This is a genomic window from Mucilaginibacter gossypii, assembly GCF_900100945.1.
GTDB lineage: Bacteria > Bacteroidota > Bacteroidia > Sphingobacteriales > Sphingobacteriaceae > Mucilaginibacter > Mucilaginibacter gossypii.
Map to the genome: position 1 here is coordinate 1 of NZ_FNCG01000005.1, position 26,970 is coordinate 26,970.

Consider the following 26,970-nt stretch of genomic DNA (forward strand, 5'->3'; position numbering starts at 1 on the left):
GTTGTCCGGCTGAAAATGCCCAATGCTTTTTTTAAGATATCCCTTTCCTGCTCCACTTCTCGCAGACGTACCTTCATTCGTTCATATTCTTCTACCGATACAATCGGCGTTTCTGACCCTGGCGATTTCAGCGCCGATGATCCCGTTGTTTCTTTATAACGGCTTTTCCATTTGTGGATCAAATTCTCCCTGATCCCCAACGAAGCGGCCACGTCCACAACCGAACGACCACTAAAAACCATCTTCAATACATCCGACCTAAAATCCGCATCGTAAACACGGCGGCTTGACTTTTTCTTGTCCATTGATTTGCTAAGTTAAGCATCTCGACTGTCCGGCTTTACCGATGCATCTCAATTGCTTCGTCGTTCCTCCTCGCAATGACATGTTTTTTGTGTTCCGGACACCCGTGACGACAACAACGGCATAGCTTTAAGCTTTCTGCATTCCGCTTTTAGCTTCTATTCTCCCTTAAACTCAGCCTTCCGTTTTTCCATAAAGGCTGCTACGCCTTCTTTAAAATCTTTTGTGCCGAAGCATTTGCCAAACTCGGTTATTTCAGTTTCATAGCCATTAATACCATCGGTATAAGCGGCATTGATACTGCGGATGGCTGCCGCGAGGGCTAAAGGGGCACGGGATAATATTTTATTCAGGATCTCTTCGGCTTTAGTTAATAGTTCTTCGGGGTTAACTACGTGGGTAACCAGGCCATATTGCAGGGCATCACCCGCGGTGATCATATCTGCGGTCAGGATCATTTCCATCGCTTTGCCTTTACCAACCAGTTGGGTAAGGCGCTGTGTACCACCATAACCAGGAATCAGTCCCAAAGTAACTTCAGGCAGGCCCATTTTAGCATTGTCAGATGCTATGCGGATGTGGCAAGCCATGGCCAGTTCGAGCCCTCCGCCCAAAGCAAACCCATTTACCGCTGCTATTACAGGCTTGCTGCCGTTAGCTATTAAATCAAAAACTGCGCTGTGGCCAGTACGCGAAAGCTGTGCGCCTCCTTCAATATTCAGCGCTGCAAACTCACTGATATCAGCCCCGGCAACAAATGCTTTTGGTCCGGCTCCGGTAATGATGATACCACCTACCTCCGGATTTTGGAAAGCTTCAGTAAAAGCGCTATGCAGTTCGGCCAGCGTATCTTTATTAAGAGCGTTCAGTTTGCTTTCGCGGTTAATGGTGATTTGTTGAACGCGGCCCTTGTTTGCTATCAGTAAATTTTGAAATTCCATAGGTATTAGAAATTGCGGTGTTCATGTACCCAACCGGTTATATATTTTACAATATCCTGCGTACTGGTGCCGGGCGGAAAAAGCTCGCCAACGCCCAGTTTTTGCAACTCGAGCATATCTTCATGCGGAATAATACCACCGCCAGTAACCAAAACATCATCCATTTTTTTCTCTTTAATGAGATTAATGATGCGCGGAAATACCGTCATGTGCGCACCCGAAAGTATAGAAATGCCAATGGCGTCAACATCCTCCTGCAGGGCGGTGTTTACCACCATTTCGGGGGTTTGGCGTAGCCCGGTATAAATAACTTCCATACCTGCATCGCGCAGCGAAGTGGCAATAATGCGCGCGCCGCGGTCATGGCCATCGAGCCCTACTTTGGCAACTAAAACACGGATTGGTCGGTTAAAGGTATTACTCATGAATAACCTATTGGTTTTTGTAAAAGTAATAAGAAAATTATGGAAGTTGTTTGTGTTTATTATAGGCTGTTAAAACGATAGTTTTTGAATGTAGAGACGCATAATTGCATCTCACACTTGCAATTTACGGCAGCTGAGGTGCTTTTGAAATCGGCTTGTCCTTCAGGAGACGCAATTATGCATCCCTACAATTTTTCTCATTTTTAAGCAAGTTCTTTATAATGGCTTGATCTTAAGTTGGTTTTTTGGTCGATTTATAAATATGGGCGTTGCCTGCGGCCCGTGCTATCCACTCATACTACACGGGCATTAGCCACAAGGCCGGTATCCGCTCCTATCACTAACGCGGCAACGCACACCATCGCTATGTATCTTAGAACCTGTTTAAATTTGACGAATATCGTTTACAGGTAGATAAAACTTCATTGCCGTTGGTTTTAACCAACGGAATAAAGCATTCACAACAAGAGGGCTTCAGCCCAAATCCGCTTGCATAATTAGGCTAAAGCCAGGAGTTTTCGGCTCTTAATCCGTTGGTTAAAACCAACGGCAATTAATATTCTTCATTCTTAAACAGCTTCTTATACGTCATCATGGTTCTTTCCGAAAATTTCCCCTATTGTTATTCGGAAAGGCGACAAGTATCATTGCTTAATAGCCGGCAGATTTTTCACCGCCTTTAACAATGCTGTCTCTGTAGCTGCGTTAACGTTTACCAGGTAAAACGGCTTGGCTCCTTTTGCTGCTGCCCATCGCCATTCAAACTCATTGATTGATTTCATGTTACCATTATCAAACCACCAGGCAGCATAAATCTTATCCTTTGCCTTGGTAAGCACTCCTAAATAAACCTGCCGACCGGCTATAAGCTCTTTTTTTATGTTACTGAAAACATAGCCGCTTCCCTGCCAGCAAATCATGGGGTCATGTTCGGGGCAATAAAATCGAGAGGGTTTCACATAAACCAGCGCACCGGTATTTTCAAATTTAATTACCCCGCTTTCCAATACCGATTTTTTATAACCGCGTAAGGATACGTTACTTACGCTTTTGTCCTCCAGGTCATCTATCGATTTGATGTTTATAGTTATTACAACTAACGCAACGGCCAATACAAGGTGTATCAGCGGAAAGCGCAGTTCATCCGGCGCCAGCCTGATGGTTTTATAAAACCGCGGGTCGATGTATGGTTTTTCGGTTCGTTTCAATACGAAAGAAGAAAGGAACAATAAAGGCAATACCACGTAAATGAGCAGGCAGATAATCCCGGTCAGGTCATGCATCGTTGTACCCGCCGGTATTTTAAAAAAAACCAGCAGCAGGATACGGCAAAGGTTGCACAGGATGTTTAACGCAAAAGTAAACACCAACAAAAACAAGATCCACACCAGGTGCAGTTGCTTTGCCGCCTGCCGCTGGTAATGAGCTATTATAAACAGGCAGATCATGAACGAGGTGGCAAGCATATGCAAACCTGCGCAAGCCTGGTCCACAGAAAATTCGAAACCTTTAAACCGGATGATGTTGCCTGCAGCGTTGGCTTCCATTCCCATACTTGCAAACAGAGAGGCTGCTACTTCACTGAGCCAAATTCTTAAAGGGAAACTAAAAGTATTGCTGATATACTCAAATGCCGGCGAAATGAGCAATAACAACAGGAACAATGCCAGGCTTATTTTTCCTTTTAAGTTCTCAAAGAAAAGCAGTGCAGAAAACAGCAAGGCCAGGAACAAATTTGTTTTAACCGGAAAACAAACAGCAACTGTCGTAAAAACAATGGCCGGGACGAGGTGCCTTAGTGAAAGGCCCCCGCGCTTTACCTTGCAGATATAAGGCAGCAGCGCCAGGCCAAGCACCATATTGGCATCCCACTTAAAATAAATGATACCTAACCTCGCTGCAATGCCAATGTATATTAACCAGCAACTACTGGTGATTAGCCTGCTGCCGGTTAATTTAAATGAGATATGCTCCTGCAAATTATAGCTCCGGCTGAACATGCTTGCTCTTGTATACTAAGAAATTTATCACCGCTATTACAACCAGGATCAACAACCACTCACTGGGTTCGGGTACTGCGCCCGATGATTTTGCAGAAGCGTTTTGAAGGCTGTTCTTATTTTCATCAATCCCGAAGCGTTCATAATCTTTTTGAGTTTCGAGTACAATAAGGCTCGAAACAGGCGAGGCTATAAAAGCCTGGTTAGCCTCATCGATAATATCCGGCTGCACATAGGTTTTATCAAAATAATGCGGACCAACCTTTTTCATAATATCGTTATAAGCAAACAGGCGCAGCAGGTGGTCAGGCGCATTGCCTGCTTTTAAAGTATCGCCAGTTTGTTCAATAACTAAGCCCGATTGAGCGAGCACAACATGGGTTGAATCTTCCTGCGAATGGCTAAATTCATTTTTCGCAAGCCTGCTTTGCAGCATTGCCATATCACCCTCATTATAAGTAAATACCCGCATCTCTTTCAATGCCTTTAAATAAGGCGTTAGGTTGGTGCCGATATTGTATAACTGCAATTGTTTTGCACCCGGCAGATAGCTGGTTAACGCTTTGCCAAACTCCGATTCGTCAAGATCGCGCAGGTTAGGAGAGGTTTCGGCGCATTTGGTAATCAGCAATGAACTTTCGGGGTGTTTGATCTCATTAACCGGGAATATACTGAAGTTGAGTTTGCCCATCCTGCTGTAAACGCTTCCGAGGTTATCTTCAGTTAATGTTTCCAGCTTGCCATCGTAATAGTAAACTTTTTTGGTTTTGATGGCCGGCCAAAGCTCGTCCAGTTCGCTGGCCGACCAGCTTGCATTAAGGTCGAGGTAGACGGCTTCAGGGTTAAAGTTTGTGGTTTGAGGCACATAATCTTTCAGCTGATAGCCTTTACCTGCAAATGCGAACGGCATATCGGCAAGCGGCGGGGCTTTAAACGTGATCTGTTCATCCGGTTGATAAGGCCGGTCGGCAGTGTAAACGCCCTCGCTGATCTCATCAAAGTTTGGCATGTTGAGGCCTGCGGGCTTCTTCGAAAAAGATACCTGGATGGCTTCGGTTGCGTCTTCGGGCGATGGGCCATCGAAATAACTGCTTTCATAGGTAAGCATATCACCTTGCTTGCGCAGCGGACTGGTGATCCCCACCCTGAATTTGCGGTTTTCTTCGGGCGTACATGGAAAAATTCGTGCCGTTACTGTATTGCCCTCCTGCCAGTGAATTACCGATGGGTCATGCTGTTCAACACCCACAATCTCACGATAAGCCGATTCGGCTTTACCTTTAGTGGTTAATCTTGATTGCTGTTCTTTACCGTCTATCCATAATGATAAAGAACTAACAACCGAACCCTCCGGAACATGGAATGTATAAATGGCTTCTTGTTTGCCCGCCCAGGCCCGTACTCCTCCTTTTTCGGTGTTATGTACGGTTAGTGTTTTTTCGGTATAGGCTAAGCGGTATTCCGGAAAGATTTTAACATTGGTGATCACGTTAGCCGTTTTTAGCTTATCCCCGCTCCAAAGCCGCTCCTGTGCCTGGTGCCGTGAATCATACATGGCTTCCAATATTTTTATGCGCTCGGCTTCGTCAAGGTTTAAGTCGCCGCCAAACAGGCTTGCTATCACTATAAAAGGATCATGCTGCTTGGGTTCATCAAATGATGCTTTACGCCAGCCGCCCCAAAACCAACTGTCGTTAAGGTTTGCGGTTGTGTACACAATGCCGGCTTTAATGATTCGTTGTGCTATGGTGCTTTTAGGAATAGTTTGGCTGATAACTACCCAGGTTGGCAGCTTGCCTTCAGACAGTGTATTGTGATTGATAGAAAGGTTAACCTGGTTATTGATACTTTTCCATTGCCATATAAATATGCTGCATGCGATGACGGGTACTAAGAGGCCGGCCCCAAGCGCCATTTTTAAGGACTTGCTGCCCCTTACTGTTTTTTTAACGGTGATAAACGTTACTATAGCCAAACCCATCGGCACAAAAACATGCAGCGAAAGCCCCAGCGCGATAGCTGCAAAAATGCCGATGAGATACATGGAGGTAAGATATACGCTGTAGTAAATAAAAAGCAGGAAAGCCATCCCCAGGAAAAATGTCACCACGTGTTTCATTTTTGAACTGAGCTCATTCATAAATACAGAAAGTATAATGCTGATTGTGGAGATACAGATAACAACCGACAGCCAGGTAACCGAAGTGTTGAAAACAGGGATGCTCAGGTTAAGTGCGAACGCGCTGATGAACCAAAGTGCCAGGAGGAGCACCCAATAATGTAAGCGTCTGAATCCTTTATATATCACCACAAAGAAAAACACAAGTGAGGCGGAGTAATTGAAGCAAAAAGCACCAAAAGCAGTTCCTTCGGTAAGTTCAAAAAGGCCGGACCCCTCCATAAGGAAGAATCCGGCAGATATAGTGATTAGGATTAGGCCAAGTTTAACAACACTATCTTCAAATAAAATTGCTTTAAGGTTTTTCATATTTTATAAATTAAAAGTACTTTGTATTTCAAAGTTTATAGATAAAAAAAATTACAGTTTTTGTTGTTTGATCAAATTTTCGAGGGCAAGGAGGTGCAATTTGAAGGCGGCCCGGCCTTTTTCGGATGCCAGGTAACGTGTATTGGGTTTGCGGCCGATGAAAGTTTTCTCCACCTGGATGTATTCTTCCTTCTCCAGCGCTTTCAGGTGCGATGCCAGGTTACCGTCGGTAAGGTTAAGCAATTCTTTAAGCGAGTTAAAGTCGTAACTTTCATTGGCAACCAATACGCTCATGATTTGCAGGCGGATGCGGTTTTCAAAGGCTTTATCAAACTGATCTAATGATATCTTCACTTATCGTATCTAAAATGCATTACTGTACCATAAATAATGTGGAGCAGACCGAAACCCACACTCCAAAAAATTAAGCCGTAGCCCGGCATTATGGCACACAGCAAACCTAATAAAATCTCCAATATCCCCAAGCTCCTAATACCCGAATATGTATAATGACTGCCTGCAACTAACGACATGCCATAAAATATCAATGTAGCAGGGGCCACAACACCATAATAACCGCGATAAACAAGTATAAGAGTAAATAAACCGCCGCTTACCAGTGGGATTGCCATATTAATGAGCAGGCGTTTGCTGCCGGCGCTCCAAAATGGCTGACCATTTTTTTTAGCCTTGCGTACCGATAACCAGATCCCCGTGCCAATAGACAATACAAGCACCGCAATTGCCACGATAAATAATTTTATGATCAGCAATTCTTCATTGTAAGTATGGCCCTCCCTGAGGGTAGTATACTCGCCCTGCAGCAAACTGTATCCTATGCCGGCACCGGCGAAGGCATAGATGCCCGCCATCACACCCGAAAGGCCGCTAAGCGAAATAAACTTGGCCGAACGCTCCATCAGGTCGCGGATGGAACTTAACTCTGCATGAATATCTTGTTCTTTCATCAAAAGTACTTTGTTGTTCAAAGTTAAATATAAGATTTGATTTTGCAAGAGGGGGATTGAGTTTTCTCAAATTATTTGCATCGCGCATAGTTAACTCACCCGGTCTGCCCTACGCTGGACCACCCTCTCTTCGCCTTCGGCGGAAAGAGGGCAGGGAAAAAAGAAAAACCCCTCTTTACGCTTGCGTAGAGAGGGGTGACAAGCGCAGCGATGTCGGGGGTGAGTTAATACAATGAGTTGTTTTAACTTTAATTTTCAGTATTTATTGAAAGTTTAAAATATATTGTATATTTGTTTCAGAAAACACTGAAAGTTATGAAAACGCTCAAAAACCACATGATCCTGTTTGATGCAGAATGCCCGATGTGCCGTGCTTATACCGGTGCCTTTGTAAAAACAGGGATGCTTGATCCTACCGGCCGCGCTGCGTACCAGGAAGCACATGCGGGTACCTGCCCTGTTTATGACAGGCAACGGGCTGTTAACGAAATAGCCTTAATTAACCTAAAAAGCGGCGAGGTTACCTACGGCGTTAAAAGCCTTTTCAAAATAATTGCCAATACCTGGCCTGTATTTACTCCCTTATTTGCTTTTAAACCATTCATCTGGCTCATGAGCAAGGTTTATGCTTTTATATCATACAACAGGAGGGTAATTATCCCTGCTGCCGAAACCGGCTTCGAATACCAGCCTACGTTTAAGCTGCATTATCGTTTATTGTATTTGCTTTTCACCTGGTTTTGTACCGGTTTTATCTTAACAGCTTACGCACATCTGCTTACGGGGATTGTTCCTTTAGGCAGCCCATACCGTGAGTACCTGATCTGCGGCGGCCAAATCCTTTTCCAGGGAGCAGCTATATGCAGCTTTGACCGCCGTAACCTGTGGACCTACCTCGGCAATATGATGACCATCTCTTTTGCCGGCAGCTTATTACTGCTGATCGGGTTGGTTGTAAATCATTTTTTTCAATTCGGTCCGCTGATTTACACCCTGTATTTTATGGCGGTAGCGGGATTAATGCTCCTTGAACATATCCGCCGTACCAAATTGCTTGGGCTTGGCTGGGTACTCACCGTTACCTGGGTAACTTATCGTATCGTTTTATTATTACTTATTTTAAACCTTAACTGATCATGAAAGCTTATAAAAAAATCGTACTGGCCGGCGGCAACGGTTATCTCGGTACCGTGCTGGCCAAATACTACCGCGATTTGGCAGACGAGGTGATCATCCTGGCCCGCAAACAAAAACCTGTTGATGGCAACGTACATACCGCTGTTTGGGATGGTGAAACCGAAGGGGGATGGACGGTTCACCTTGCCGGTGCCGATATGCTAATCAACCTGTGCGGCAAAAATGTAAACTGCCGCTACACCGAAAAGAACAAGCGGGAGATCATCCGTTCAAGGGTAGTACCTACCGAACTATTAGGCAGGGTGATCCATAAGATGGAAAACCCGCCAAAGGTTTGGATCAATGTGACTTCTGCCACCATTTACCGCCATGCCGAAGACCGTCCACAGGATGAGGATACCGGAGAGATTGGTTATGGTTTTTCTATTGATGTTTGTAATATTTGGGAAAGCACTTTCTTTAAAACAGATACGCCCCATACCCGTAAAATTGCCCTGCGCATGGGCATTGTTTTAGGCCGAAGCGACAGTGTTTTTCCGCGGTTGCTTAACCTGGTTAGGTTTGGCCTCGGCGGTAAACAAGGCGATGGGCAGCAATACATAGCCTGGGTGCATGAACATGATGTGGCCCGCAGCACCCAATGGCTGTTAGACCACCCCGAATTAAATGGCATATTTAATTGCACTGCCCCTGAAGCCGCAAAGAATACTGATATGATGCAGATTATCCGCAAGGCTTATGGTGCGCCTTTCGGTTTACCTGCCCCTCAGTGGCTGCTGGAAGTCGGCGCCATGGTAATCGGCACCGAAACCGAACTGATATTAAAAAGCCGCTGGGTAATGCCTAAGCGTTTACTGGATAGTGGGTTTAAATTTCAATATGAAAAAGCGGAGCATGCGGTGCATGATATTTTGAGTTTGAATAGGTAGCGGGTTGCTCATGTGTCAACGCGTGATGTTACTCGTTTGACGCTGTCCAACGTCTCTGACTTCAGATGGCTGTGCCTGTAGTCTGAAGACTTCGAGCAGCAAAGGTATTTCTCTAAAACCTTTGCTTTATCCAATTTTACCTCAATACAAATGCAAGAAAAGATTATCCATAACTAAATGCTGCAATCCCATTTCGAGATAGATTGAATTTCTTTTTTTTTCTTTTAATATTTATATTTAATTGTTGATTATCAATTAATAAACCTAAGTCACAATGGAATCTACAATAACATCGTCTCAAGTTAACTCTGATCTCAATATTGAATCAACTGAAGAATTAGATGAAAAAGCAATTGCGAAGCTTAAAAGAATTGAACAAGAAAAAAAAGAACTAATAAACAACGTAGTAAGCGGAAATATTGAAAATATTAAGGATCGCGTAGCTTCGATTTTAAATAATTCCACCGAAGCACGGAATTCAGATACAGCTTTAGCTTATGCGTATTGGGCGGAATTTGAGCCTGAAAATTTTAATGATGGCATGATTACAAAAGATTGTGCTATGAAATTAACTAAAATGAATTCCCTTTCAAGGGTTCGTGCGAAGATTCAAAATGAATACAAGTTATTTCAAGCGGACGAAAAAATAAGAAAGCATAGAGGAGTATTGGAGGGGCAATTCCGACAGGAAGCAATTGATGATAAGCCATTAGGCCTTGGAACGTATTCAGTTTACATAGATGAAACTGGCAAAAACCAAGATTATCTTTCTGTTGGGTCTCTTTGGATACTAAAGTCCGGTTACTTTATACATGAATCCAAACGTAAACTTGTCGAATGGAAAAAGGCTAATGACATAAACTATGAATTTCATTTTGTAGACATATCTAAACATAAGATAGCAAGTTATAAAGAATTTTTTGCAAAATTTCTTGGTTTGCATCCAGAAGTTGGCTTCAAAATCATTGTTATTAATAACAAAGGCTTAGCAAATAAGAATTCCGCGATTGTGGATTTGACTTATCATTTGTTGATCAAAGGAATTAATCATGAAAATGATACAGGAAGAGCTCCCTTGCCAAGAGTATTACAAGTATGGATTGATGAAGAAGAAACGGGAAGCGACCAATTGAAAATCGAAAATATCAAAGAACGAATTGAAGGACAAAAAGTAAATGGATTATATTTTGGGGATTTTCAGGCAGTGTCTTCAGAACAAAATTTTTTTATTCAAATAGTTGATCTTTTCACGGGCTCAATTAATCGAAAACTTAACACTCAAAACGGAGAACATCCGAAAGATGAGTTTGCAGATTTCGTATTGAACACCATCAACTTTGACATTAATTCCATAGATAGAAATAATATTGAAATTGATAATTCAGCAGTATTTAATTTGATGGAAAATAGTCAATAAATCTTAAAAAGCTACTTGAGCCAATGGTATACGATAAAGCTCGCCGTATAAGCCAGCGCGGTCATATAGGCAAACTGGGCAGCGGGCCAGCGCCAGTCTTTGGTTTCGCGGTAAACAACGGCCACTGTACTGGCACATTGCATGGCGAAGGCATAAAACATCATGAGGGAGAAAGCCACCGCTAAGGTAAACACCGGCCCTCCGGTTTGCGGATTTTTAGCCTCGTGCATTTTTTGCTGAACCGATTGCATCTTATCGGCATCGCCCTCCACGCTGTAAATGGTGGCCATGGTGCCCACAAATACCTCGCGGGCAGCAAAGGAGCTGATGAGTGCTATCCCTATCTTCCAATCGAAGCCAAGGGGTTTAATAACGGGTTCAATAACATGCCCAAATACGCCGGCGTATGAGTTTTCCAGTTTTTCGGATGCGATAACTTTAGTGAGGCTATCCGGCGTCATGGTTTTGGTGTATTGGGGCTGGGCGTATTGTTTATCTATCTGCGCAAACCTGTCGCCGGGGCCGTATGATTTCATTACCCACAGGATCACCGAAACAGCAATGATCACTTTACCGGCCTGCAGTACGAAGGTTTTTGAACGGTCATACATGGTAAAGATCACGTTTTTCCACCTTGGCATGCGGTAAACGGGCAGCTCCATTATAAAGTAACCGCGTTCGCGGGCTTTGAGGATAAACTTCATCACAAAAGCCACAATAACAGCCGAAAAGATGCTGAGCACATACATGGCTGTAAGCGCCAGTCCCTGCAGGTTAAAGACCCACCAAACGTTGCGGTTGGGCACTACCAACGCGATAAGCAGGGTATAAACAGGCAGGCGGGCCGAACAAGCCACCAGGGGTGTAACCATGATGGTGATCATCCTGTCTTTCCAGTTTTCGATAGTACGGGTACTCATGATAGACGGTACAGCGCAGGCAAAACCGCCGATAAGGGGTACTACTGATTTGCCGTTAAGCCCTACCTTGCGCATCACCTTGTCCATCATAAAAGTAACGCGCGACATGTAGCCTGTATCTTCCAAAATGGAGATGAGCGCGAACAGGATGGCGATCTGCGGGATAAATACCAATACCCCACTCAGGCCAGCTAATACCCCATCTATGATGAGGCTGCTCAGCGGACCGGCAGGTAGTATTTTAGCAGCGCCGGCCTGCAGCCAGATAAACAGGTCTTCGATGAGCGACATCGGGTAGGCCGACCATGAAAAGATAGCCTGGAATATGAACAGCAAGATGGCGAAGAAGATCACAAAGCCAAATACTTTATGGGTAAGGATCTTATCTATCTTGTTGCTTATGGTTTCGTCGTGCGCCGTTTCAGCTTTTTTAACCGTATCGTAAAGCAGGTCGTTGATGAAGTTGTACCGGGCGATGGTTTCTGTAGCCTGTGCCTTTTGCGAGTGGAAAGAATGCTCCTGCTCCAGTTGTTCAATCCGGTCGCTCTCGGCTGCTGAAAGGTAGCTTAGCGTTTCGTGCTGGTGGGCAAGTTGCAAGGCTATATATGGATTTTCAACCTGCATCTCCCCTTTTATTTGCGCTATGATGCCCGGCGCGATGCTTTCGATATCAATAGTATCCTGCTGCAGCGGCACGCTGTTGGCAAAAGCAATGGTGCTTTTAAGCTTGTCAATGCCTGTATTTTTCCTGGCAGAAATAGGGACTACCGGAACGCCCAGTTTTTGGGCAAAAAGATCAATATTAATTTTGATGCCCGCCTTGTCCGACACATCTACCATGTTGAGCGCCACCACTACGGGGATCTTGAGATCCGCAACCTGGGTATAAAGCAGCAGGTTGCGTTTTAAATTGGATGCATCAAGGATCACCACAACCAAATCGGGCACCATGCCTTTTGATTTATCGGCCAGTACCGAAAATACGATGGATTCGTCTTTACTTTTGGGATAGATGCTGTAAGTACCCGGAAGGTCAATTATTTCGGCCATGCGGCCGTCAGGCAGGGTACAAAAGCCTGTTTTTTTATCAACAGTAACCCCCGGAAAGTTTCCGATTTTTTGATTTAACCCGGTTAATATATTAAAGAGAGTTGATTTACCGGTATTTGGATTTCCTACAAGTGCAACTCTTATATTGGTTTTCAACGCTTACAAACTACTGCAAAATGATGGTGGATGCTTCAAACCTACGTAAGCTAAGCTGGTAGCCAGATACGTTGATGGCAATAGGATCGCCAAGTGGAGCGATACGCGAAATGCGGACCTCTTCGCCGGGTAAACAGCCCATCTCCATCAGTTTTACTGACATTTCAAGATCGGTAAATTCCTTTACAATACCAGTTTCGCCTACTTCCAGTTGTGACAGCTTCATCATTTATAATATATAACGTAGCAAATGTAAGCTTATTTATATTAAATCCAAATAAGATTTGCTATGATGTGCAGATTTTAAATAGGCAGTTGTACAAATGACTTTAGTATGAAGTTTGTACGTATACAGGGGGGGACAGACAGGCAGATTTAGGATATGCAAACAGGTTTAAATAGTATTGACAATGCTTCACTGACACGATTATGTCAGTGTTCAATTTTTAAAAAGCGGGTGTTCAACGTTCAATCTCTGAAAAATACAAGTCGCTGATTATCAATGATGATGTGTTCATGTTTGATACTTTGCTAATAGTCATTGAAATCAAGTGGCTGATTATCAGCGATGTTTTTTTTGAAAATAATTGCAAGTGTTTACACTTTAAAAAATTGAACACCCGCAAATTGAATAGTAAATGTGCTTTGCTGATATAGATTTACCTGGCTAAGCCATCATTTGCACATCTGCACATCTGGAGTCGGCAGATTTAATTTTCCCGAAATGCGGACAGCCGCAACCCTTATGGAAAATGCCGCATGATGAACCGGCTGTTAACAGCAGCGCGCCCAATAAAATGACCAGTTTATTTTTTTTCATTTTTTCCCAATTGCCTCAACGGTTAGCATTACACTAAAAATCCCCATACACGCTCCAAGTACATCGCAAAAAAGATCGTTCCAGTCGCCGCTGCGCCAGGTAAAAACAGATGCCTGCAGCACTTCAATAAGCGCCCCGAAAAATACGCTGGCTGCCCATATCACGAATGCCCTTGTATACGTAATCCGCCGTGGTTTTTGTTGCCTGATAACGCCAAAACAAACCAGTACAATAAGGGTGAAAAATAAACCGCAGTGGGTTAGCTTATCAAAACCCTCAAAAAACATCGGGGATTTATCAACAGAATCAAGATGTACGGAGCAAATAATTAAAACAAATAAGGCCCACAAAATAGCGGGCCCATGATATTTTAAAAACAGCTTCATCTTATACGCCGATAACCGTTTTATAATCGCCGGCAGATAAAAGTGAGTCAGCATCGGCAGCGTCAGCTACAGTGATCTTTACCATCCAGCCTTCACCATATGGGTCGCTGTTAACCAGTTCGGGTTGGTTATTTAATGCCGGGTTAACTTCGGTTACGGTGCCGGCAACAGGCATAAACAGGTCTGATACTGTTTTTACTGCTTCAACGGTGCCAAAAACTTCGTCTTTAGCAACCTCTTTACCTAATGAAGTAATATCAACATACACAATGTCGCCCAGTTCGCTTTGAGCAAATTCGGTGATGCCTACGGTAGCTACATTGCCTTCAACCTTAATCCACTCGTGGTCTTTGGTGTATTTTAATTCAGCCGGAAAATTCATGTCGTTAAATTTTGTGTGCTCAAAAATAGTAAAACTTTGGCTTTCGCAATTATTGATATGTAAATTATAAAATCATCATTTTCTATATGGCATAGTCATGATTTATCGTTGATAAATTTGTAATTAAAACTTTCTTTCGGCAGATGCCATCCAATCTTCCAGGGCCTTCCGTTGGTCTGCGTTGTTTTGCAGCCACTTTGCTCCTGTTGTTTTATCGGCGCTTAAGCCAATTAATTTAACCGCCGTTGAAAAGCTTTGAGATTGTGACATCTTATAAAAAAAAGCTGCATAGTAATTCCAAAAGAAGGTTTGTCTGCCTGGTTTTTCACCAAGTTTGCCAACCGCCGTAAAAATGTTTTTCAACTGGGTTTCCAGCTGACCGCCAGAAACCGAAACGGCGGTGCTTAGGGTTTTATTTAGTAACAGGGTTTCCGGATCTGCTTTTCCTGCTTTCAGGTCGCCTCCCTTTAGTAAACTTTGCAGGTTGGTATAAGCTTCGTCGGCGCGCGGGCCTTCCGGGTCGAGCAGCAGGAAGCTGCACAGGCCCATCAATGCCGGTACCCTTTTGTTTTGGTGGAAAGTTACCAGCCCGTATAAGCGTTGGCTATTAGCATGTTTAGGATCGAGTTTAATGGCTTCAATGGCAGCCAGCTCGGCATCGGCATATTTTTGCGCGCGGAAATAGGCTATCCCCAGGTTAAAATACAGCGGCTGATACCCCGGCTTCAATTTGATCCCCTCTTTATAAGCGTCGATGGCCTGTTGGGGTTGATGTGCAGTATCATAAATGCTGCCCATTAATTCATAAGCAGGGCCTGTTAGGTCGCCACCTGTTTTTATCACTTTGTTGAGATAAGGTACCGCTTCCGCACCCTTGCCCGATGCATTGAGGCTGAAGGCAAGCTGGTAGTTGGCCTGCGCATTATCTGGCTCGGCAGTAAGTGCCTCTTTGTATTTTTCAATAGCCGCCGAATAATTTTTTTCGCTGTTAAGTTTGATACCCTCCTTAATAATACTATTGACATCCGTATTTTGAGCATGCGCCAACCCTGTGCTAAGCACGAGGGCCATAATAAACAAGCCTTTTTTCAACAAAACCATACTTAAACATACTAATTGTGCTAACTAACAGAAAATTTTAAAACTTTAATCAATACCTGCTGTATAATTTCTAATTTTCGCATTCGTTTAGTGTGAGATAAATTGATTTATGAGATTAGTGTACAAAAGCCTGGTAGTGTTTGCTGCCCCAGTGTTACTGTTAGCCTGTTCATCCAAAAATAAAAATAACGACCAATCGCAGTCGCAGGTTGCCGCCAGGCCGCTTGATACTACCGCGTTGCTGGCCTACAATCCTAAAAATGCCGATAAAAAGATAGATGCCGTAATGCAGGAGCTGCACCGTACCCGCGGTTTTAACGGTAATGTGCTGGTGGCAAAAAAAGGAAAAATAGTTTATGAAAAAGCCATTGGCTGGGCCGACTACCTGCATCGCGACAGCCTGAAAATCGGTTCGCAGTTTGAGCTGGCTTCGGTAACTAAAACTATGACATCAACCGCCATCCTCCTGCTGATGGAACGCGGCAAATTGAAGCTTGACGATGACGTTAAAAAGTTTTTCCCTGATTTTCCCTACGATGGTGTAACCATTCGCTTGTTACTTACCCACCGCTCGGGTATGATGAATTATGTATATTTTATCGACGATATTTACCGGAAAAATCACCTGAACCAGCGCAAAGGACTTACCAATGCCGAGGCTATGAAAATGATTGCCGATTATAAGCCAACACGTTTCAATGAACCGAATAAACGCTTCCTGTATAACAACTCCAACTTTATGGTGCTTGGTTCCATCATTGAAAAAGTGAGCGGAATGAGCTATGCCCAATTTATGCAGGAAAATGTGTTTAAACCAGCCAGTATGGCACATACCCATGTTTACTCAAAAGCGGTTTATGATAAAATCCCGGTTGATGTTGTGGGGCATGACCGCGGCCAGTGGCGTTATTCGGTAGTGCAGAACTTTTTGGATGGCCCCGTAGGGGATAAAGGCATTTACAGCACGGTTGGTGACCTGTTCCTTTTTGATCGTGCTTTGCGCGCGGGGTTGTTATTAAAACCAGCTACGCTTGATTCGGCCTACGTGCCACGCAACCCGATGGTGCACGGACATTTCAACTACGGCTACGGCTGGCGTACATTTACAGCACCGGGCGAGGAGGTAATTTATCATACCGGATGGTGGCATGGGTTCAGGCATATTTACCTGCGGGATATGAAACACGACATTACCATAGTATTGCTTACCAACCTGGCCAACGGGAGTTTATTAAAGCTCGATGACTTGTTTAAAGCTGCTGGCATGCCTATTGTACGTAAAAGTGCATACAATGGTAATGGCGATACCAGTGACGATTAATTTTTTTGGAATGGTTGATTGAAGTTATTGGGTGAGTGGTTTTAATAAACCGATTGATCATTTTTCCTCTATCCGTATTCCAACCATTCACCTAATTAACCACTTACTAAAAACTAAAAAATCATGTTTGATAAATTAATGGAAGCCCAGCAAAAGGCTGGCGAAATGAAAAAACGCCTTGATGCCATCAGTGTATCAGGCACAGCCGAAGGCGGCAAAATAGTTGTGAACGCAAATGCCAATAAAGTGATCCAATCGGTACAGATCGATCCTGATTTTTTAGCCGATGCCGATAAAGAAGAACTGGAAGAGTTGTTGGTTGTTGCGGTGAACAAGGCACTTGAACAAGCCGAAAACATCAGCCAAAGCGAAATGGCTGCCATGACCCAAAGCATGTTTGGCGGCTTAGGAGGCCTGGGTAATATGTTTGGTAAATAAAATTATCCCATCCCATCTTAACAATGTCATTTCGATGAGCGAGGGCGGGCAACAGCGGCAGCGCGAAGAGAAATCGTATACGCCATTCATAACAAAATATTCATGGCGGGTTCACAGACTTAGGAGATTCCCCCTCGCCCAATGCACAAGTCAACATGGCTCGCTCTAAATGACATTTTCTTTAAACTTGCAATTCTCTCTGTCTGTTTGAACACCTATGTGTAACTTTTCTGCCACTAAATCAAATCGTTGACATAACTGTTTACTTTTGATCAGATCATAAAATAACATTCTATGAAAACTACTTATTATGGCCAGTCGGCCCTTGAGATTGTAGCTGGTGGAAAGAAATTGCTTTTCGACCCATTTATAAACCCTAACCCACTGGCAAAGGATATTGACATTCACAGCTTACAACCCGATTATATCCTGGTATCGCATGGGCATGGCGACCATGTGGCGGATCTGCTGGAAATTGCTAAAAGTAGCGGTGCAAAGGTAATTTGCATTGCCGAAATTGCCGGATGGCTTGGTACTAAAGGCATTGAAAATGTGCATGGCATGAACATAGGGGGCGGTTTTAACTTTGATTTTGGTAGGGTTAAAATGGTAAACGCGGTACATTCAAGTACCTTGCCCGATGGCTCGCCGGGCGGTAATCCTGCCGGATTTTTAATTTATGCAGAAGGGAAAGTGATCTATTTTGCAGGCGATACTGCGCTTACCTATGATATGAAACTCCTGGCCGATGAAAATCTCGACTGGGCATTTCTGCCTATAGGTGATAATTATACCATGGGTGCGGATGATGCCATTAAAGCGTCGGCGTTTATCAATTGTAAAAACATCATTGGCATTCATTATGACTCATTCCCGGTTATCAAAATTGATAAGGATGAAGTAACAGAGAAGTTTATCAAAGCAGGTTTGAATTTGAAGTTGCCGGCTATTGGTGAAACTATTGAGTTGTAGAATCGATAGAAATAAAATAATCGTCATTGCGAGGCACGAAGCAATCCCCTATTAGCAGGCAAATCCCTTTGTATAGTTCGCGATTGCTTCGTGCCTCGCAATGACGGTAGGAGATGTACAAACAGCAAAAGGCCCGGTATTACCGGGCCTTTTGCTGTTTGATACCACCGGGCTTAAAAGTTCCGGCTTCCGACTAAAGACTTATTTCCTTTTCATCTTCATAGTGTCTTTTTTCATGATGGTATCTTTTTTCATTTTCCTCGTTTTCTTCTTCTTGGTTGTATCAGTTTGCATAATGCCTTTTGACGGGCGAACCATTGTACCATGAGCGAAAACGCTGCTGAACGAGATCGCTGCTAAAGCGATCATACATAGTGCCTTTTTCATAGTTGATTATGTTTTAGATGGTTAGTTCTATCTATAACAAATTAACTATGGTTTGTTTTTTTTATTTTTTAATTAAATAACCGTACCGCTTGGTATTATAGCGCGCTTCTTAACTACCACAATACCGTCCTGCACGGTATGAGTGCCGTAATCGCCGTCTTCAAGCTTCTCGCCGCAGTTAATGGTTACATTGTTACCGATGTATGTATTTTTATCAATAATGGCGTTTTGAATATGGCAATTATCGCCGATGCCCATAATTGGCGAACCGCTTTCTTTGCATTCGGCAATCTCCTCAAGAGTTTGATAATTGTCGCTGCCCATTACGTAACAGTTTTCGATAATGGTATTAACACCAATGCGGGTGCGGATCCCTATTATAGAATGGATGATCTGTTTGGCATTGATAATACAACCGTCGGCAACAATAGATTTTTCCATCAGCGTGCCTGATATTTTTGACGGAGGCAACATGCGCGCACGGGTATAGATCGGGTTTTTATCAAACAGGTTAAACTTGGGGATGTTATCAGTTAAACCCAGGTTGGCCTCAAAAAATGAAGGGATAGTACCAATATCTGTCCAGTAGCCTTCATATTGATAGCTGGCTACGCGATGGCCTTCAATTGATTGTGGGATGATCTCTTTACCAAAGTCGGTACGCTCGTTGCCTTCAAGCAATTCATATAACAATTTGCGATTAAAGATGTAGATACCCATTGACGCCAGGTATACACGGCCTTCAGCTTCCATCTCCGGACTAACCTCTGACGCCCAGCTTTCGAAATTGCTTTTGGGTTTTTCGATAAATGAGGTGATCATGTTGTTTTCGTCAGTTTTCAGGATCCCGAAGCCCGGAACGTCAGCTGCATCAACAGGGATGGTAGCTATCGAAATTTCGGCATTGGTTTCGATATGATGGTTGATCATATCTTCAAAATCCATCTGGTACAATTGATCGCCCGACAGGATCAGCACATACTCAAACTCATGCACCGCCAAATGGTGTAAGCTTTGCCTAACAGCATCGGCCGTACCCTGGAACCAGGCCACGCTTGACGGCGTTTGCTCTGCCGCAAGAATATCAACAAAAGCATCGCTAAAGCTGCTGAAATGATAAGTGTTTTTGATGTGCTTGTTTAAGGATGCCGAGTTAAACTGCGTCAACACATAAATACGCGTAATACCCGAGTGCAAACAGTTTGAAATGGGAATATCCACCAAACGATATTTACCCGCAATTGGAACTGCCGGCTTTGACCGCGTTGCGGTAAGCGGTGATAAACGGCTGCCCTGGCCGCCACCGAGCACAATGGAGATTACTTTGGATGTCATAAAGTTAGTTTTAAGCTTTCGTATAGTTCAGTGTATTGTTGTGTTGAGCGTGCCCATGAAAAATCAAGGGCCATCATTTGCTTGCGTAGCTGCTGCATTTTTGCGCTATCCTGGTAAAGTTGTTTTGCCCTGAAAACCGAGTGGCAAATATCTTGTACGCTGGCCTGTACAAAGCGGATCCCGTAGCCTCCCTCATCGCCAAAATCAATGACAGAATCTTTCAATCCACCGGTGGTACGTACAATTGGCATGGTGCCGTAACGCAGCGCATACAACTGGTTAAGGCCGCAAGGTTCTACGCGTGACGGCATTAACAGGAAATCGGCCCCCGCATAAATTAAGTGTGCCAATGACTCGTCATAACCAATAAAAACATTACAATGCTCAGGATATTTATTTTTAAGCTGAAGCAGCGCCAGTTCATTTTCCTTATCGCCGGCTCCTAATATTACAAAGTTTACTTCGCCTTCGTTTTCGAGCAGGCTGCGTTCAATAGCGGCAGGCAGCAGATCTGCGCCTTTTTCAACAACCAGGCGGCCGATAAAAGTAAACAATGGTTTTTCGGGATCGAGCTCAAAGCGTTTGCAAATAGCTTCTTTATTAGCCCTTTTGCCTTTAGCCAATGTTTTAGTTGAAAATTTGGTTGGGATCATTGGGTCGGTTTGCGGGTTCCAAACCTCGGTGTCGATGCCGTTCATGATACCGTAGCCCTTTGCCCGTTCAATGTAAAACAGGTACTCCAAACCATTGGAGTTATAAGTAAGCTCCTCCAAATAAGTTGGAGACACCGTTGTATAACGCCAGCTGCATTTAACCGCAGCCGCCAGTGGATTGATCCCGCCGGCCCAGTCAAGCAAGCCTGTTTTGGTCAGGTCAATTTCAGGTAATAAGGATAGTCTGTCCCAGCCGAAAGCGCCGTGGTACTGGCCGTTGTGTATGGTAAATATGGTTGGGGTATTGGCCAGCCTTGTATATAGCTTGGAATGATAAAGTAAAAACGGGACTAACCCGGCGTGGTGGTCATGACAATGGATCAAATCGGGCGTTTGCTGTGAATAACTGATCCAATCTAAAAATGCCAATTGAAAAGCCATGAACTGGTCACGCTCATCAGGGTAACTGTAGATATTTTCCCTGTCGAGCAAGCCAGGAATTTTTACTAAATAAAGTTCAAAACCGAGTTTGTTTGTTTTCTCTTTCAATATCTCGAAGAAAAGTCGGCGATTACCGAGTAAGGTTGCAGCAGCAAACACAATTTCAAAGTCGTTTTCCTGGGTAAACTTACGATCGTAAAAAGGCATAACAACCGCAGCCTGCAAACCTGCAAGGTTCTGGTACTTAGGCAATGCGCCAACAACATCGGCAAGCCCGCCAACTTTAGCAACGGGATAGCACTCGGCACTCAAATGGTATATTTTCATTCAGGTTTTATTGGCTCAATTTAAGCAAAGATTACCAAAAGAGAAACCTATGAGAATTAATATAGTTTTGGAAAATTTAGATAAAAAGCGCTGAAATTTTATTATCGTTAAGATGTTATAGTTGTAAAAATGATAGGGAAAAGGAAGGATTGAGAAAGCACCTGCGCTTACGAATTATTGCTATAACCGGTACACTAAGGATAAAAGTGCAGGAAAGTGCGATTACCCTCTTGAGAGCTGAGGAACGGAGTGTCTATGCTTTGTTTTTTTAACACAGAAACACAGCCCCGCCTTTGCTCTTCCCCGCGCTTACCCTTGAGAGCGAAGTTTTTTAAATTGATCAAAACTCAAAAATACCCCCAAGTGTCGGCTGCACATTCCCGCCTTTGCGGTTAAGCAATTTGGTTTGAATGTGCGACGGGTCGCCTGGCTGATCCTGAAGGTTTCCTGAAGCATCTTTCACCGCAACTACAACCGGTTGTTCCTTATAGGTATGAGCTGTTAAATTTTGAATGTCGAAGTAAACGTTGAACGTGTAATGTTTAAAATAGTACTTTTTATCAACCCGGGCGTCAAGCTGGTAAAAAGGATCTAAAACCCGGCCGTTCAATTGCGTGTAATTGAAAATTCCCTGCGGATAGGTACTGTAATTTGTTTTAAGTGACGATAGCTGCTGATCATAAGGCGTGTACGGACTGCCACCTGTAAACCTGAATTTAGCACCTATTTCCCAGTTGCGTTTAAGGATTTTGCCGGCGGTCATGCTTAAAATATATCGACTATTCCAGGATGATTGCACATAGTTGCCATTTTTGTTCTGAAACTCGCTTTTAAAAAGTGTAAGCGCGAAAATGCCATAAAAACCTTTGTTTAGCTTTTGCTGTGCGAAAAACTCCACGCCATAACTACGGCCGTTGCTTTCGCCAACAACCGCATCGTTACCAATAACACCAAAGTCGGCACCAAGATTAGCCAGCGGGATGGAATCATTCAATTGACGAATAACAGGATAATGTTTGTAATGTTTATAAAAACCTTCAACCGTAAAGCGGGTGTTTTTAAGCGTATTATACTCAAAACCTAATACCAGCTGTTTGTTTTCAATATAATTTACATCCCGGTTTACCAAACGATTAGTGCTATCCCGATAGCCCATAACAGTATAGGCCGGCAACTGGTAATAAATGCCAGTATTAAAATTGATGCTAAACTGATCGGTAAAGTTATAGGAGGCAGAGAAGCGCGGCGAAAAGGTTTTTAGCAGGTTGTTCATCCGGCTTGAATAGTTGTTGGCATCGGCCCTGGCACCGAATGAGAGTGATAGCTTATTGTCAAAAAATATTCGGCTGATTTGGCCAAACAGGTTATACTTAAAAAAATTAATCTTTGATTGGTAAATATGGTTGCCGAAGGGTAGCAGGTTAAACGTATTGGTACTGTAAGACGCCGTTTCTTCGCCGGTACCGAAGTTTACACGATAATTGCCCGCCTGTTCGGTATGCTCAAACCTGAATTTGTTCTCTGCCTCGGCCGACCGGTAATTGAGCGTTTGGCCCAAACTCTCGTCATTATCCCTGAATTTTTGGGCTCCATTATCCAAATAACTGCGACTAATCACCACTTGTGAAAAGCCATGTTGCCCAAAGTGTTTATAAACCGCACCAACTGAATAGTTTTTCTGATCGTTGGTTGGGATTGTTGCCAAAATGTACTGGTTTTCTTCGGTTGGATCGGTGCCGAAGTTGAGCTTAAACTTATCGAGCGCGCCGAGGCCGATGAGTGTAAGCTCATTTTTGTTGTCGAATTTGGTTTTAACCTTAAACTGAAAATCCTGGTATGATGGTAAAAAAGGCAGTTTAAGTAATTTAAATAAACCTTGCAGGTATGAGTAACGGTACGATGCCAGATAGGTGGTTTTTGAACCCAGCGGACCTTCAATAGTAGCACCAAAATCGCTCGAGCCGATGGTAAGGGTGGCCCCCATTCTATCCGACCGGCCATTTTTTTGGTTGAACTCAAATACAGAACTTAAAGCATTGCCCCGGTTTGAGGGAAAAGCCCCCGAATAAAAATTAACCTCTTTCACAAAATCTACGTTGATCAGGCCAACTGGTCCGCCGGATGAGCCCTGTGTGGCAAAGTGGTTGATGTTAGGAATTTCTACACCGTCGAGATAAAATCGGTTTTCGTTAGGTGCTCCCCCTCTTATAATAATATCATTACGGAAACTTACCGGCGCCGAAACACCGGGTAACGATTGGATAACTTTTGAGATATCACGATTGCCGCCAGGGTTTCGCTTAATTTCGGATACGCCGATGCTACGTAATGATACCGGGCTTTCAAGCGTTTTGTTGAGGCGGCTGCTTGCCGTAATTTTTACCTCATTAAGGCTGGCTACCTCCTCATCAAGTGCTATATCCACAATAGTAGCCTTAACGTTATTTACCTGGATATCTAACGAGGATTTGCTTTTAAAACCGATTTTTGAAAACGATAAGCCAAAATTTCCCGGTTTTAAGACAATCTTATAGTTGCCGAGTGAATCGGTGATTGTACCGATGGATGATTGATTAATAACCATTACAGAAACTCCCGGAAGTGGTATGTTTGAAAGCCCGTTGGTAACAGTCCCTTTAATAACAGCTGTTTGGGCATTTGATGATGAAGATGTAAACAAAGCACAAAGATATATTATGCTAAGTTTAAGTAACGCTTTATTCACCGGTGCCTCCGTTGTAATGGTTTGTCATGGAGCTTAATATATTAAAGCGATTTTTGCTTTCATAGTTTTATCAGGAAAATGTGCGGGCAAATAAAATGGGGATAAACAAGGCCGATATCCCCATTAAAGTCTGAGGACTTAGTGCGCTTCAAGCCAGTTCAAACCAGTGCCGATTTCAACCATGATGGGTACCTCGGTTTTGATAGCGTTTTTCATGTGATGCATAATGATCGGTTTCACGATCTCTACTTCATGATTCGGAACGTCAAACACCAACTCGTCATGTACCTGCATGGTCATGCGGGTATCCAGCTTTTGTGCCTTAAGTTCTTTGTGGATATTGATCATGGCAATTTTGATCATATCGGCGGCTGAGCCCTGTATTGGGGCATTGATAGCATTTCGCTCGGCAAAACCGCGAACGGTTGCATTGGCCGAATTGATATCGCGCAAATAGCGGCGGCGGCCCATCAGCGTGCACACGTAGCCATTTTCGCGGGCGAAGTTCATGGTATCGCTCATGTATTGTTTAATGCCGGCAAACTGCACAAAATATTGCTCGATGATCTCGGCAGCCTCCTTACGCGGAATCCCCAGGCTTTGTGATAAGCCAAAGGCCGACTGGCCGTAAATAATGCCGAAGTTAACAGCTTTGGCATTACGGCGCTGATCGCTGGTTACCTCGTCAAGCCCGATGCCGTAAACGTTGGCAGCTGTTGCCGTGTGGATATCGTGGTTATTGATAAAGGCCTGCATCATGTTAGGGTCCTTACTGATCTCGGCAATGATGCGCAGTTCTATCTGCGAATAATCCGCAGAGACGATGGTATGGTTGCTATCTCTCGGGATAAAAGCTTTCCTTACCTCGCGGCCGCGCTCGGTACGGATAGGGATATTTTGCAGGTTGGGGTTAACGCTGCTTAATCGGCCTGTTGCGGCAACAGCCTGGTTGTATGATGTATGTACCCTGCCTGTTTTAGGGTTTACCATCTGCGGCAGCGCGTCAACATAAGTCGATTTTAATTTTTGCAGCTGGCGGAAATCAAGAATATCACGCACAATATCGCTCTTGGCAGCTAATGAAAGCAATACGTCTTCTCCGGTTTGATACTGGCCGGTTTTGGTTTTTTTGGCTTTAGGGTCAAGCATCAGTTTCTCGAACAATACTTCACCCAGTTGTTTTGGCGATGCAATGTTAAATTTTACGCCTGCTTTTTCATAAACTGTTTTTTCATATTGGGCAATATCTGTTTCCAGTTGCTTGCTAAACTCACGCAGGGTATCATGGTCTATTTTCACACCTTCGTACTCCATATCGGCCAGTACGTAAATAAGCGGGTGCTCTATTTCATTCACCAGTTTTTCGCCCTCTACCTCTTTTAGTTTAGGCTCAAAAATATCTTTTAGCTGCAGGGTGATATCCGCATCCTCGGCGGCGTATTCTTTTATTTTTTCAAAATCCACATCGCGCATATTGCCCTGGTTTTTGCCTTTGGGGCCAATAAGTTCGGTTATAGAAACCGGTTTGTAGCCCAGGTAATTTTCCGACAGGATATCCATATTGTGGCGGGTATCCGGATCAAGGATGTAATGGGCCAGCATGGTATCAAACAGAGTTCCTTTCACTTCGATGTTGTACCATTTGAGCATCAGGATATCAAACTTAATGTTTTGCCCTATTTTGCCGATATTTTCATTTTCAAGCACTGCTTTAAATTCGGTAACAATGCTTTGTGCTCCCGCCTGGTCGGCAGGGACGGGTACATACCAGCCCTGTCGTGGTTTAACAGAAAATGACAAGCCTACCAGTTCGCAATGATTAGGATCGGTACCGGTGGTTTCGGTATCAAAGCAAATGGTTGGCTGCTGCGCTAATATGTTGATCAGTTCGGCCCGTTTTTCAAGGGTGTCGGCCAAATGATACTCATGCGGCGTATTGTTAATATTTTTGGCAGCGATGATCAGGTCCTCACGAATATCTTCCACATCAACCGTCATGGTGGTGCGACCAGTTGCTGTTGGATTGCCAAAAAGATCGATCTGGGTTCCGGCCGGTTTCAGTTCAGTAATACTGAAATCATCACCAAATACACGCTTGCCTAAAGTACGGAACTCTAATTCGGCAAAAAGCGGCTCTAATAGTTCCTTACTTGGAGCGCATACTTCGAGGCCTTCTTCATCCAGTTCAACAGGTACATTTAGCAATATGGTAGCCAGTTTTTTCGACATCAGGCCCTGCTCTTTAAACTGTTCAACGTTTTCGCGCTGCTTTCCTTTAAGCTCATGGCTATGCTCAAAGATGTTTTCCATTGAGCCATATTGCTTAATGAGGGCTTTTGCCGTTTTTTCGCCGATGCCCGGAATACCCGGAATGCCGTCTACCGCATCGCCCCATAGCCCTAAAATATCTATCACCTGGTCAACACGCTCAATCTCCCATTTGGCTAATATCTCTTTCACTCCTTGTATTTCCATCTCGTTGCCCATGCGGGCCGGTTTGTAAATGAAAATATTATCTGATACCAATTGGCCAAAATCTTTATCGGGAGTCATACAATAAACAGTGTAGCCCTTTTGCTCAGCTTTTTTTGCAAGGGTACCGATGATATCGTCAGCCTCGTATCCATCCGACGTGATAACCGGGATGTTAAACCCCAATATGATTTTTATAACATAAGGTAAAGCCTTTGCCAAATCTTCGGGCATGGCTTCGCGGTGAGCTTTGTAGCCTTCAAAATCGGTATGTCGTTCGGTTGGTGCTTCGGTATCAAAAACCACGGCCATGTGGGTGGGAGCCTCCTTTTTCAAAACATCCAGCAGGGTGTTGGTAAATCCCATCATTGCTGAGGTGTTTAGCCCGTTTGAGGTAAACCGTGGTGTTTTACTTAAAGCAAAATGCGCCCGGTAAATAAGGGCCATGCCATCCAAAAGAAATAGTTTTTTCATAA

General features: G+C 43.8%; 24 protein-coding genes. 6 read left to right on the forward strand and 18 right to left on the reverse strand.

The window, feature by feature from the left end; translation table 11 throughout:
- The 7 genes from BLS28_RS11645 to BLS28_RS11675 all read right to left on the reverse strand — a co-directional run.
- On the reverse strand, nucleotides 1–305 hold a 305-nt coding region (locus BLS28_RS11645; RefSeq protein WP_143020740.1), incomplete at its 3' end, for a transposase.
- Between the two features lie 156 nt (nucleotides 306–461).
- Nucleotides 462–1,244, reverse strand: a complete 783-nt coding sequence (locus BLS28_RS11650; RefSeq protein ID WP_091166976.1) for an enoyl-CoA hydratase/isomerase family protein — start codon at nucleotides 1,242–1,244, stop codon at nucleotides 462–464.
- Between the two features lie 5 nt (nucleotides 1,245–1,249).
- The gene (locus BLS28_RS11655; RefSeq protein ID WP_091166978.1) at nucleotides 1,250–1,669 is read right to left on the reverse strand and encodes a cobalamin B12-binding domain-containing protein; all 420 of its coding nucleotides are present in this window, start codon (nucleotides 1,667–1,669) and stop codon (nucleotides 1,250–1,252) included.
- Between the two features lie 644 nt (nucleotides 1,670–2,313).
- Nucleotides 2,314–3,669: an exosortase N gene (gene xrtN / locus BLS28_RS11660; RefSeq protein ID WP_091166980.1), complete on the reverse strand. Its 1,356-nt coding sequence runs from the start codon at nucleotides 3,667–3,669 to the stop codon at nucleotides 2,314–2,316.
- A complete protein-coding gene (locus tag BLS28_RS11665; RefSeq protein WP_091166983.1) occupies nucleotides 3,650–6,157 on the reverse strand; it encodes an XrtN-dependent VIT domain-containing protein in 2,508 nt (835 codons plus the stop codon). The genes xrtN and BLS28_RS11665 overlap by 20 nt, the downstream gene beginning before the upstream one ends.
- A gap of 51 nt (nucleotides 6,158–6,208) precedes the next feature.
- A complete protein-coding gene (locus BLS28_RS11670; protein WP_091166986.1) occupies nucleotides 6,209–6,511 on the reverse strand; it encodes a winged helix-turn-helix domain-containing protein in 303 nt (100 codons plus the stop codon).
- The gene (locus tag BLS28_RS11675) at nucleotides 6,508–7,125 is read right to left on the reverse strand and encodes a hypothetical protein (RefSeq protein ID WP_091166990.1); all 618 of its coding nucleotides are present in this window, start codon (nucleotides 7,123–7,125) and stop codon (nucleotides 6,508–6,510) included. The genes BLS28_RS11670 and BLS28_RS11675 overlap by 4 nt, the downstream gene beginning before the upstream one ends.
- A gap of 315 nt (nucleotides 7,126–7,440) precedes the next feature.
- Here BLS28_RS11675 and BLS28_RS11680 point away from each other — a divergent pair, with 315 nt between their 5' ends.
- The 3 genes from BLS28_RS11680 (at nucleotide 7,441) to BLS28_RS11690 (ending at nucleotide 10,608) form a co-directional block, all read left to right on the forward strand.
- On the forward strand, nucleotides 7,441–8,259 hold the full coding sequence (locus tag BLS28_RS11680) for a thiol-disulfide oxidoreductase DCC family protein (protein WP_091166992.1): 819 nt from the start codon (nucleotides 7,441–7,443) through the stop codon (nucleotides 8,257–8,259).
- A 2-nt stretch (nucleotides 8,260–8,261) separates the two neighbouring features.
- Nucleotides 8,262–9,191, forward strand: coding sequence for a TIGR01777 family oxidoreductase (locus BLS28_RS11685; protein ID WP_091166995.1), 930 nt, complete (start codon nucleotides 8,262–8,264; stop codon nucleotides 9,189–9,191).
- Between the two features lie 274 nt (nucleotides 9,192–9,465).
- The gene (locus BLS28_RS11690; RefSeq protein ID WP_091166997.1) at nucleotides 9,466–10,608 is read left to right on the forward strand and encodes a DUF3800 domain-containing protein; all 1,143 of its coding nucleotides are present in this window, start codon (nucleotides 9,466–9,468) and stop codon (nucleotides 10,606–10,608) included.
- An 11-nt stretch (nucleotides 10,609–10,619) separates the two neighbouring features.
- On the opposite strand, the gene feoB is transcribed toward BLS28_RS11690, so the two are convergent.
- The 6 genes from feoB to BLS28_RS11715 all read right to left on the reverse strand — a co-directional run bounded on the left by feoB (nucleotide 10,620) and on the right by BLS28_RS11715 (nucleotide 15,423).
- Nucleotides 10,620–12,734, reverse strand: a complete 2,115-nt coding sequence (gene feoB / locus BLS28_RS11695) for a ferrous iron transport protein B (RefSeq protein WP_091167000.1) — start codon at nucleotides 12,732–12,734, stop codon at nucleotides 10,620–10,622.
- 10 nt (nucleotides 12,735–12,744) lie between these two features.
- The gene (locus tag BLS28_RS11700) at nucleotides 12,745–12,960 is read right to left on the reverse strand and encodes a FeoA family protein (protein ID WP_091167002.1); all 216 of its coding nucleotides are present in this window, start codon (nucleotides 12,958–12,960) and stop codon (nucleotides 12,745–12,747) included.
- 441 nt (nucleotides 12,961–13,401) lie between these two features.
- Nucleotides 13,402–13,554, reverse strand: a complete 153-nt coding sequence (locus BLS28_RS30785) for a hypothetical protein (RefSeq protein WP_167516302.1) — start codon at nucleotides 13,552–13,554, stop codon at nucleotides 13,402–13,404.
- On the reverse strand, nucleotides 13,551–13,940 hold the full coding sequence (locus tag BLS28_RS11705; protein WP_091167004.1) for a VanZ family protein: 390 nt from the start codon (nucleotides 13,938–13,940) through the stop codon (nucleotides 13,551–13,553). Before BLS28_RS11705 ends, BLS28_RS30785 begins: the two co-directional genes overlap by 4 nt.
- Nucleotide 13,941: 1 nt before the next feature.
- Nucleotides 13,942–14,322, reverse strand: coding sequence for a glycine cleavage system protein GcvH (gene gcvH / locus BLS28_RS11710; RefSeq protein WP_091167007.1), 381 nt, complete (start codon nucleotides 14,320–14,322; stop codon nucleotides 13,942–13,944).
- Nucleotides 14,323–14,445: 123 nt separating this feature from the next.
- Entirely contained in the window at nucleotides 14,446–15,423 is a 978-nt protein-coding gene (locus BLS28_RS11715; protein WP_091167009.1) for a tetratricopeptide repeat protein, read from the reverse strand.
- Between the two features lie 109 nt (nucleotides 15,424–15,532).
- Here BLS28_RS11715 and BLS28_RS11720 point away from each other — a divergent pair, with 109 nt between their 5' ends.
- The 3 genes from BLS28_RS11720 to BLS28_RS11730 all read left to right on the forward strand — a co-directional run bounded on the left by BLS28_RS11720 (nucleotide 15,533) and on the right by BLS28_RS11730 (nucleotide 18,154).
- On the forward strand, nucleotides 15,533–16,744 hold the full coding sequence (locus BLS28_RS11720) for a serine hydrolase domain-containing protein (protein ID WP_091167012.1): 1,212 nt from the start codon (nucleotides 15,533–15,535) through the stop codon (nucleotides 16,742–16,744).
- A 123-nt stretch (nucleotides 16,745–16,867) separates the two neighbouring features.
- Nucleotides 16,868–17,182, forward strand: coding sequence for a YbaB/EbfC family nucleoid-associated protein (locus BLS28_RS11725; protein ID WP_091167015.1), 315 nt, complete (start codon nucleotides 16,868–16,870; stop codon nucleotides 17,180–17,182).
- 294 nt (nucleotides 17,183–17,476) lie between these two features.
- Nucleotides 17,477–18,154 (forward strand): metal-dependent hydrolase, encoded by a 678-nt coding sequence (locus BLS28_RS11730; RefSeq protein ID WP_091167018.1) that lies wholly within the window; start codon nucleotides 17,477–17,479, stop codon nucleotides 18,152–18,154.
- A gap of 201 nt (nucleotides 18,155–18,355) precedes the next feature.
- Here BLS28_RS11730 and BLS28_RS11735 read toward each other — a convergent pair whose 3' ends face one another.
- From BLS28_RS11735 to polA, 5 genes are all read right to left on the reverse strand, one after another.
- Nucleotides 18,356–18,541, reverse strand: coding sequence for a hypothetical protein (locus BLS28_RS11735; RefSeq protein ID WP_091167020.1), 186 nt, complete (start codon nucleotides 18,539–18,541; stop codon nucleotides 18,356–18,358).
- A gap of 72 nt (nucleotides 18,542–18,613) precedes the next feature.
- Nucleotides 18,614–19,876, reverse strand: coding sequence for a glucose-1-phosphate adenylyltransferase (locus BLS28_RS11740; RefSeq protein ID WP_090532368.1), 1,263 nt, complete (start codon nucleotides 19,874–19,876; stop codon nucleotides 18,614–18,616).
- On the reverse strand, nucleotides 19,873–21,297 hold the full coding sequence (locus BLS28_RS11745) for a glycogen synthase (RefSeq protein ID WP_091167026.1): 1,425 nt from the start codon (nucleotides 21,295–21,297) through the stop codon (nucleotides 19,873–19,875). The genes BLS28_RS11740 and BLS28_RS11745 overlap by 4 nt, the downstream gene beginning before the upstream one ends.
- Before the next feature lie 340 nt (nucleotides 21,298–21,637).
- Nucleotides 21,638–23,977, reverse strand: a complete 2,340-nt coding sequence (locus BLS28_RS11750; protein ID WP_218134402.1) for a TonB-dependent receptor — start codon at nucleotides 23,975–23,977, stop codon at nucleotides 21,638–21,640.
- A gap of 183 nt (nucleotides 23,978–24,160) precedes the next feature.
- Nucleotides 24,161–26,968: a DNA polymerase I gene (polA, locus tag BLS28_RS11755; RefSeq protein ID WP_091167032.1), complete on the reverse strand. Its 2,808-nt coding sequence runs from the start codon at nucleotides 26,966–26,968 to the stop codon at nucleotides 24,161–24,163.
- Nucleotides 26,969–26,970 lie beyond the last annotated feature (2 nt).

Bases quoted from the DNA above. Each gene is read 5' to 3' on its own strand.
- BLS28_RS11650 (WP_091166976.1), bottom strand. From the start codon at position 1,244: ATGGAATTTCAAAATTTACTGATAGCAAACAAGGGCCGCGTTCAACAA.
- BLS28_RS11655 (WP_091166978.1), bottom strand. From the start codon at position 1,669: ATGAGTAATACCTTTAACCGACCAATCCGTGTTTTAGTTGCCAAAGTA.
- xrtN (WP_091166980.1), bottom strand. From the start codon at position 3,669: ATGTTCAGCCGGAGCTATAATTTGCAGGAGCATATCTCATTTAAATTA.
- BLS28_RS11665 (WP_091166983.1), bottom strand. From the start codon at position 6,157: ATGAAAAACCTTAAAGCAATTTTATTTGAAGATAGTGTTGTTAAACTT.
- BLS28_RS11675 (WP_091166990.1), bottom strand. From the start codon at position 7,125: ATGAAAGAACAAGATATTCATGCAGAGTTAAGTTCCATCCGCGACCTG.
- BLS28_RS11680 (WP_091166992.1), top strand. From the start codon at position 7,441: ATGAAAACGCTCAAAAACCACATGATCCTGTTTGATGCAGAATGCCCG.
- BLS28_RS11685 (WP_091166995.1), top strand. From the start codon at position 8,262: ATGAAAGCTTATAAAAAAATCGTACTGGCCGGCGGCAACGGTTATCTC.
- BLS28_RS11690 (WP_091166997.1), top strand. From the start codon at position 9,466: ATGGAATCTACAATAACATCGTCTCAAGTTAACTCTGATCTCAATATT.
- BLS28_RS11700 (WP_091167002.1), bottom strand. From the start codon at position 12,960: ATGAAGCTGTCACAACTGGAAGTAGGCGAAACTGGTATTGTAAAGGAA.
- BLS28_RS30785 (WP_167516302.1), bottom strand. From the start codon at position 13,554: ATGAAAAAAAATAAACTGGTCATTTTATTGGGCGCGCTGCTGTTAACA.
- BLS28_RS11705 (WP_091167004.1), bottom strand. From the start codon at position 13,940: ATGAAGCTGTTTTTAAAATATCATGGGCCCGCTATTTTGTGGGCCTTA.
- gcvH (WP_091167007.1), bottom strand. From the start codon at position 14,322: ATGAATTTTCCGGCTGAATTAAAATACACCAAAGACCACGAGTGGATT.
- BLS28_RS11715 (WP_091167009.1), bottom strand. From the start codon at position 15,423: ATGGTTTTGTTGAAAAAAGGCTTGTTTATTATGGCCCTCGTGCTTAGC.
- BLS28_RS11720 (WP_091167012.1), top strand. From the start codon at position 15,533: ATGAGATTAGTGTACAAAAGCCTGGTAGTGTTTGCTGCCCCAGTGTTA.
- BLS28_RS11725 (WP_091167015.1), top strand. From the start codon at position 16,868: ATGTTTGATAAATTAATGGAAGCCCAGCAAAAGGCTGGCGAAATGAAA.
- BLS28_RS11730 (WP_091167018.1), top strand. From the start codon at position 17,477: ATGAAAACTACTTATTATGGCCAGTCGGCCCTTGAGATTGTAGCTGGT.
- BLS28_RS11735 (WP_091167020.1), bottom strand. From the start codon at position 18,541: ATGAAAAAGGCACTATGTATGATCGCTTTAGCAGCGATCTCGTTCAGC.
- BLS28_RS11740 (WP_090532368.1), bottom strand. From the start codon at position 19,876: ATGACATCCAAAGTAATCTCCATTGTGCTCGGTGGCGGCCAGGGCAGC.
- BLS28_RS11745 (WP_091167026.1), bottom strand. From the start codon at position 21,297: ATGAAAATATACCATTTGAGTGCCGAGTGCTATCCCGTTGCTAAAGTT.
- polA (WP_091167032.1), bottom strand. From the start codon at position 26,968: ATGAAAAAACTATTTCTTTTGGATGGCATGGCCCTTATTTACCGGGCG.